The sequence below is a fragment of the Bathymodiolus heckerae thiotrophic gill symbiont genome (assembly GCF_900128515.1).
GTDB lineage: Bacteria > Pseudomonadota > Gammaproteobacteria > PS1 > Pseudothioglobaceae > Thioglobus_A.
The window spans coordinates 1-8,202 of record NZ_FQTP01000066.1; the positions used below are offsets into that span (position 1 = coordinate 1).

The 8,202-nt window shown below is 39.2% G+C and carries 8 protein-coding genes and 1 pseudogene; all 9 read right to left on the minus strand.

The window, feature by feature from the left end; all coding sequences use genetic code 11:
• Positions 1-84: pseudogene (ubiA, locus tag BTHERMOSOX_RS11795) on the minus strand (4-hydroxybenzoate octaprenyltransferase); the annotation flags it as partial.
• On the minus strand, positions 81-992 hold the full coding sequence (locus tag BTHERMOSOX_RS08010) for an RluA family pseudouridine synthase (protein WP_138120565.1): 912 nt from the start codon (positions 990-992) through the stop codon (positions 81-83). The gene BTHERMOSOX_RS08010 and the pseudogene ubiA, both read right to left, overlap by 4 nt.
• Complete coding sequence (locus BTHERMOSOX_RS08015; protein WP_138120566.1) at positions 992-1,765, minus strand: TatD family hydrolase; 774 nt, start codon at positions 1,763-1,765, stop codon at positions 992-994. The genes BTHERMOSOX_RS08010 and BTHERMOSOX_RS08015 overlap by 1 nt, the downstream gene beginning before the upstream one ends.
• A 1-nt stretch (position 1,766) precedes the next feature.
• Complete coding sequence (locus BTHERMOSOX_RS08020) at positions 1,767-2,525, minus strand: AsmA family protein (RefSeq protein ID WP_138120567.1); 759 nt, start codon at positions 2,523-2,525, stop codon at positions 1,767-1,769.
• A 2-nt stretch (positions 2,526-2,527) separates the two neighbouring features.
• Positions 2,528-3,136, minus strand: coding sequence for a 16S rRNA (guanine(527)-N(7))-methyltransferase RsmG (gene rsmG, locus BTHERMOSOX_RS08025; RefSeq protein WP_138120568.1), 609 nt, complete (start codon positions 3,134-3,136; stop codon positions 2,528-2,530).
• Positions 3,133-5,004, minus strand: a complete 1,872-nt coding sequence (gene mnmG / locus BTHERMOSOX_RS08030; RefSeq protein ID WP_138120569.1) for a tRNA uridine-5-carboxymethylaminomethyl(34) synthesis enzyme MnmG — start codon at positions 5,002-5,004, stop codon at positions 3,133-3,135. Before mnmG ends, rsmG begins: the two co-directional genes overlap by 4 nt.
• Positions 5,005-5,072: 68 nt before the next feature.
• On the minus strand, positions 5,073-6,134 hold the full coding sequence (gene fba, locus BTHERMOSOX_RS08035; RefSeq protein ID WP_138120570.1) for a class II fructose-bisphosphate aldolase: 1,062 nt from the start codon (positions 6,132-6,134) through the stop codon (positions 5,073-5,075).
• 26 nt (positions 6,135-6,160) lie between these two features.
• On the minus strand, positions 6,161-7,609 hold the full coding sequence (gene pyk / locus BTHERMOSOX_RS08040) for a pyruvate kinase (RefSeq protein WP_138120571.1): 1,449 nt from the start codon (positions 7,607-7,609) through the stop codon (positions 6,161-6,163).
• Between the two features lie 3 nt (positions 7,610-7,612).
• Positions 7,613-8,202: phosphoglycerate kinase (gene pgk / locus BTHERMOSOX_RS08045; RefSeq protein ID WP_138120572.1), on the minus strand; the 590-nt coding region annotated here is incomplete at its 5' end.

Consider the following 8,202-nt stretch of genomic DNA (forward strand, 5'->3'; position numbering starts at 1 on the left):
AAACAATGCCCACAAAGTTGGCCACAATAATAAATAAATTCCAACTGGTTTATCTAGGCGCATTAAACGAGCATAGACATTCATAACTTATCTAAGAAATCTTGTAATTCAACTGATAATGGTGCTTGAGCTTTTTGAATATCGCCTGTCATTGGGTTGGTAAAAGTTAATTGATGTGCATGTAAAAATAAACGTTTCAGACCTCTAAATTTAACCTGGCGATCAAACTCTTTGTCACCATATTTATCATCACAAGCAATTGCATGCTCTGCATATTTGGCGTGTGCTCGGATTTGATGGGTTCGACCTGTTTCAATTGTTGCCTCTACTAATGAAGCAGAAAAATCATCTTTACTGAAGTTCTTCAACGGCTGAAAATGACTAACCGAATGCTTGCCCTTGCTGTCAACCACTGCGTATCTTGAGTTTTGATACAGGGGTGCGTCAATTGTATGACGTTTCTTTGACCAAACACCTTTAACCAGAGCGGTATAGCGTTTTTCCATTTCATGTTTATTTAGCTGTTCGTGTAAGTTTTTAAGGACGCTACGTTTTTTTGCAATCAACAATACGCCAGACGTTGCACGATCAAGCCTATGAACTAACTCAATCGGCTCTTTGTAAACCGACCTTAACGCCTCGATCACACCAGTATCCACGCCACTACCACTATGCACCGCAATACCACTTGGCTTATTGATAATCAACAGACCTTTGTCCTCATAGATAATCGATTCCAGTAATATTTTCTTTAAACTGTCTGAGACATGAGCTGTTTTTTTCTCATTGACCGTAATAGGTGGAATGCGCACAATATCATCCTGCATGAGCTTGTAATCGGCTTTTTTTCTGCCTTTATTAACACGCACCTCGCCTTTTCGGATAACACGATATATGTGCGATTTAGGCACGCCCTTAAGGATTTTAACCAAATAATTATCAAGGCGTTGACCCTGAGAAAATTCATCAATTGTTTGAAAAGTAACAGCCATTAGTTTGAGAAAAATAAACGTTTAAAATTTTTTGTAGTAGTGTCGGCGATTTGATCAATACTCACACCTCTGATTTCAGCCAGTTTTTCTGCCACATAATAGGTATAAGCAGGTGAGTTTGGTCTGCCTCTATTTGGCACTGGGGTTAAGTATGGAGAATCTGTCTCTACCAATAAGCGATCAGCAGGGACTTTTTTAGCTACTTCTCTTAGTGCTTCTGCACTTTTAAAAGTAACAATGCCAGAAAATGAAATATAAAACCCAAGATCCAAGGCGGCTTTAGCTGTCTCCCAGTCTTCTGAAAAACAATGCATAACACCCGCATTAGCTTTTTCTTCAGCCATAATGCTAATGGTATCTTCTTTGGCATTACGCGTATGAATAATCATCGGCTTACCTGATTCGTTAGATGCGGCAATATGACGTCTAAAACGATCTCTTTGCCAATCAGCAGATTCTTTTTCTACGTGAAAATAATCAAGCCCAGTTTCTCCAATAGCAATAATTTTATCGTCATCTGCCAATGCTAGTAATTCTTCCACACTGGGATCTTGGCCCTCTTGCTCAACTGGGTGCACACCTACAGAGGCGTAGATTTGATCGTGCTTTTTAGCCAAAGAAAATACATCATCGAAATGCTCTAAGTCAATACAAACGCATAAAAATTCTTTGACAGACATCTCGTTAGCATGCGCCAGCATCGACTCAATACTACCTCCAAAATGCTCTAAATCAACACGATCAATATGACAATGAGAATCAACAATATGCATTTTATAGTCCTATTTTATTAAGCCATTTTTTGGCCTTGTTATCCAGGTCGCCACCTAGCTCATCCAATTTTCCACGCAATTTCCTACGAACACTTTCTTTAATTTCTTGCTCGCTGAGTCTCAAACCTTTTTTCTCAACTTCAGATTGAATCCGAGCTAATGCCAACTTCATTAATTCCGGACCGACCTGGGCTACTGGGATGCCTTGATCATTGCCAAAATTATGAATAACGATATTTGGCACTTCAACAGTTTCTTTAAACCACTGTGTATCAATAAACAACTGAGTATTAACAAAACTTAACGACTTAATTTTTAACCGATATGGCTGCTTGCTCGTATTTGTATCGGTACTGATGTTTGATTTAATTTGAGATTTTTTCTGGTCGAGCACTTTAAGCAGCTCAACCAAATTAACTTGATTTTTACCTTGCTCCAAAGTAAACAACAAGCCGTCAAATTCAAGCTGATCAAGAATAATTAGCTTTCCTTGTGTTTCAGTTGCCAAGGTAGCGCTTAGATGATTTAAAACAAAGGCATTATCATTGGAAAAATTTGTCGGATTTTTAACCTCAATAAAATCAATATTAATTTTTCCAGTTAACCAATCACTTCTAAACTCTGTGATTTTAACAGGCGTATTGAGTGATTTTTGCGCATAAGATTCAATGGTATTTTTGGCAATATCATCAAAAAATACTACTATAGCTGTTGCAAGTGCGATTAATAAAGCAATAAGGTAATAAAATATTTTTTTCATTTTCAACTCGGTTTAATTTCTAAAAAATGTCGCTGATCAGATACATAGGGCACAGTAATTTGATGCACTTTCATTTCATAATTTTCTAGTGATTCACTGGCAAAATGGTTACCCTTCATCAGTAAATAATGGCCATTATCACACAATAAGTGCCTGGTTAGTTTCAAGGTTTTATCAACCTCCGAAAATGCTCTTGATGTAATTTGGGAAAAACACTGCTCTGGCCGATAGTCTTCGACACGCTGGTTAATCACGGTTAAGTTTTTAAGGGCTAGCTGGGTTTTAGCAAACTGCATAAAACGGCATTTTTTTCCCACTGTATCCAGTACCGTTACTAACAACTCCGGCTTCATAATACTAATTACAATACCTGGTAAACCTGCGCCAGCACCTACATCCAACAAATTCCCAGAGTTAATATAAGACACCACCGATAAACTATCAAGCAAATGTTTTTTAACGCCTTCTTCGAGGTCTCGAATTGCACTCAAATTATAGGTTTTATTCCACTTAATAATCAATTGAAGATATTGCAACAACTTAGTGCGTTGAGCCTCATTAAGCTCAATACCCATTTCTTGTGCTCCTTGTTGTAACAATTCTTCGATCATTTTTGCTTCTTGTACGACTTTAAATAAACCAATAAAATAGAGATAGAAGCTGGCGTTACACCTTGAATTCGACTTGCTTGACCAATGGTTTCGGGGCGATGCTCGGTGAGTTTTTGTTGCACTTCAGCTGACAAAGCCTTGATAGAATTGTAATCCATATCTTGTGCAAGTGCAGTGTTCTCATTCTTTCGATATTTTTCAATCTCGTCCATCTGACGTTTGATATATCCAGCATATTTAATCTGATTTTCAACTACACCAATCAGTGTCCTGTCAGTTAAATACGGCTCACCAGATTTTATTTTACTCAATATTTCATAATTCACCTTAGGGCGTTTTAATAATTCCAATAATGAATATTCATGATTTAAGCTCTGGCCCAATACTTCGCCAGCCTGATCATCACTCGCCTGAATCCAGGTAGTTTTTAATCGAGCTTTTTCTTTGGCAACAACTTCATACTTTCGAGAAAGTGCCTGCCAACGACTCTCATCAATCAATCCCAACTCATGTGCTTTAGGGGTTAGGCGTTCATCCGCATTATCTTCTCTTAATAGCAGTCGATACTCTGCGCGTGAAGTAAACATGCGGTAAGGCTCGTTCGTGCCTTTAGTGATTAAATCATCAACCATCACCCCAATATAACTTTCGTCACGCTTTGGCAGCCAAGGATCAATGTTTTTCACCGCACAGGCTGCGTTAATACCTGCCAACAAACCTTGAGCAGCGGCCTCTTCATAACCCGTAGTGCCGTTAATTTGGCCAGCAAAATATAAGTTGGCAATACGCTTAACTTCAAGCGTTTGTTTTAGTCCACGCGGATCAAAAAAATCATACTCAATGGCGTAACCTGGACGTACAATCTGAGCATTTTCAAAACCCTTGATAGAGCGAATAAAATCAACCTGAACTTCGTATGGCAATGAGGTTGATATGCCATTTGGATAAACCTCGTTGGTGGTTAAACCTTCTGGTTCAACAAAAATTTGATGAGAATTGCGCTCTTCAAATCGCACCACTTTATCTTCAATTGATGGACAATATCTTGGTCCAATGCCCTCAATATTACCCGTGTACATTGGAGAATCTTTAAGGCCTGCGCGGATAAAATTATGCGCTTTTTCATTAGTATTCGTAATAAAACAAGATATTTGCTTTGGATGATCAGACAATTTACCCATGAATGAAAAACTTGGTAAAGGCGTATCACCGGGCTGTTCTTGCATCAGTGAATAATCTAAACTTCGACCATCTAATCTGGGTGGCGTACCTGTCTTTAGTCGTCCCACACCTAAGTCATACTCTCTTAGTTTAATTGACAACGGATTTGATGGTGCATCACCGGCTCGCCCACCTTGGAAATTCTTTTGACCAATATGGATAACACCGCCCAAGAAAGTGCCTGAAGTGAGAATCACCTTTTCTGCGCTAAAGCTAAGTCCCATTTGAGTAATAACGCCAGTCACCACATCATGTTCAATCACCAAATCATCAACTGCTTGTTGAAACAGGGATAGGTTTTCTTGGTTTTCTAATGCATAACGAATGGCGACTTTATATAATACACGATCGGCTTGGGCACGAGTTGCTCTAACTGCAGGGCCTTTGGAAGCATTAAGCGTTCTAAACTGAATACCTGATTTATCAATAGCCTTGGCCATTGCACCACCCATCGCATCAATCTCTTTAACCAAATGGCCCTTGCCAATACCGCCAATCGCAGGATTACAACTCATTTGTCCGAGTGTTTCGATGTTATGAGAGATTAACAATGTACTGACGCCCATGCGTGCAGAAGCCAAAGCAGCCTCTGTACCCGCATGACCGCCACCAATAACAATGACTGAATAATGTGTATTTTTATTCATGTATTCCTTATCACAATAAAAAAAGGCTCGTCATAAACGAGCCTTTCTGATACTTGACCCTTAGGCGCTTACTTAATTTTTGCGTCTAATTCACCAGCAGCATATCTTTGACTCATAACATCTAATGAAGATATTTTAATCTTGTCTGCTTGACCTGCTGCACCAAATGCTTCAAAACGTGCTGCAACAATATCACTCATTGCATTCGTAGCTTCTTTGTAGAATTTACGTGGATCGAAGTTTGATGTATTTTCAGCTAAGTGCTTACGAATCGCACCAGTAGATGCCATACGTAAATCAGTATCGATGTTTACCTTACGAACACCGTGTCTGATACCTTCTTGGATTTCAGTTACTGGAACACCGTAAGTTTGGCTCATGTCACCACCGAAGTCATTGATAGTCTTTAACCAATCTTGTGGCACTGAAGATGAACCATGCATTACTAAGTGTGTGTTCGGAATACGTGCATGGATATCTTTAATACGGTCAATACGTAAAACATCACCTGTAGGCTCAGCTGTAAACTTGTATGCACCATGAGATGTACCAATAGCAATCGCTAATGCATCAACGTTAGTTGCTTTAACAAAGTCAGCCGCTTCTTCAACAGAAGTTAGTAGCATTTCCATGTCTAATTTACCTTCAGCACCATGGCCATCTTCTTCACCCATCATGCCAGTTTCTAATGAACCCAAACAACCTAACTCGCCCTCAACCGATACACCACCAGCATGAGCCATTGCAACAACTTCTTTAGTTACTGCAACATTGTATTCAAATGAAGAAGGTGTTTTACAATCTGCCTCTAAAGAGCCGTCCATCATTACTGATGAAAAACCTGACTGGATTGAACGCAAACATACTGCTGGCTCTGAACCGTGATCCTGGTGCATTACTACCGGGATGTGTGGGTACATTTCAGTTGCTGCAATAATTAAATGACGTAAAAATGGTTCGCCTGCGTAGCCTCTTGCACCTGCAGAACCCTGCATAATAACCGGTGAATTGGTTTTATCTGCAGCTTCCATGATCGCATGAACTTGCTCCATGTTGTTTACGTTAAACGCCGGCATTCCGTAGCCGTTTTCTGCTGCGTGATCTAATAATTCTCTTAATGAAATTAACATTTTTTCTCCTTTACTTATTTAATTTTTTAATACTCATTGTCGCCAACATGAAGAATTTTCATCATATTGGTTCCACCTGATTTATCTTTATACATACCTTTGGTCAATACTACCAAATCTCCATCCTTAACAACACCATTTTTAGTCAGTGTATCAATCACTTTCTGATTAACATCTGACCAGTCGCTGCCTGTATCCTTATCAATGCCGCATGGGTATACGCCACGATATAATGTTACTTTACGTAAGGTCTGCACACTGTCTGACATTGCATAAATTGAAACATCAGAGCTAATTCTTGACATCCACATGGCTGTTTTGCCTGTTTCTGTCAAGGCTGCAACTACTTTAACACCTAAATGATTAGCTGCATACATAGCACTCATTGCGATTGTCTCATCAATATCGATAAATTTTTCATTTAAACGGTGATGAGAAACCTTAGCAATTGGATTTTTTTCTGCTTCTTCACAAACTTCAGCCATGGTTAATACCGCATTTCTAGGGTATGAGCCTGCGGCAGTTTCAGCCGAAAGCATCACTGCATCAGTACCATCTAATACTGCATTAGCCACGTCAAACACTTCAGCACGAGTTGGAATTGGATTTTCAATCATCGACTCTAGCATTTGCGTTGCAGTGATAACGATACGATCATTTGATCGAGCCATTCTAATTAAGCGTTTTTGTTGAGCTGGCAATTGTGCATCACCAATTTCAACACCTAAGTCACCACGAGCAACCATAATGCCGGCAGACTCATTAATAATATCTTGAATAGTTTCTTCTTTTAGTGATTCAGCGCGCTCAATCTTAGAAATAACGCCTGCTGTACAGCCTGCTTCAATTAATAAAGCTTTAGTTTCACGTACATCATCACCACTCACTGGGAATGAAAGCGCCACATAATCAGCATTAACTTTTGCCGCAGTAAAGATATCTTTTTTATCTTTTTCAGTCAGGGCATTAGCAGACAAACCACCACCACGTAAGTTGATTCCTTTCTTGTCAGATAGGATTCCGCCTTGCGTGACAATTGTATTAATCTTGTTACCGTCAACACTGCTAACTTCTAGAACAATTTTTCCATCGTCTAAAATTAATACATTGCCTGGCTTAACTTCCTGTGGCAATGTTTTATAAGCAATACCAACAGACTCTTGATCACCTGACAAATTATCTTTATCGGCATCAAGTGCAAAACTGTCACCATTTTTAAGCTCGATCTTCATACCGTCTTTGAAAGAAGCGATTCGGATTTTTGGACCCTGTAAGTCCATTAACACACCAATGTAAGTGTTGTTAGCTTGTGCCCATTCGCGCACTGCTTTAACACGACCCATATGCTCTTCTTCAGAACCGTGAGAGAAGTTAATACGTACAACATTAACACCTGCTTCTAGAATGCTTTCTAAAACCCCAAGCTTATCCGTTGCCGGCCCCAAGGTTGCTAAGATTTTAGTTCTTCTAGTCAAGTGTTACTCCGCTGCTCTTTTTTCTAAAATTTCTACTGCTGGTAATTTTTTACCTTCAAGGAATTCTAAAAATGCGCCGCCACCTGTTGAAATATAGCTAATTTTATCTTCAATGCCATATTTATCAACTGCTGCTAATGTATCACCACCACCTGCAATTGAGAATGCATCAGAATTAGCAATCGCCATAGCCAGTGTTTTTGTACCGCCTTCAAACTGGTCGAATTCAAATACGCCAACTGGGCCATTCCAAACAATAGTTCCAGCACTTTTCATAATTTCTGCTAATTCTTCAGCTGAATTTGGACCAATATCAAAAATCATATCGTCATCAACTACTTCAGTTGAAGCCTTAGTTACAGCTTCTGCTGTTTCAGAAAATTCCTTGCCACAAACAACATCTGTTGGTACGGGAATATCGCAATCCTTCATTAGTTTCTGGGCAGTAGGGATTAAGTCTTTTTCATATAATGATTTACCAACATTGTGACCTTGTGCTGCAATGAAAGTATTAGCAATACCGCCGCCAACAACTAGCTGATCTACAATTTTAGATAAAGACTCTAAAACTGTTAACTTAGTTGATACTTTAG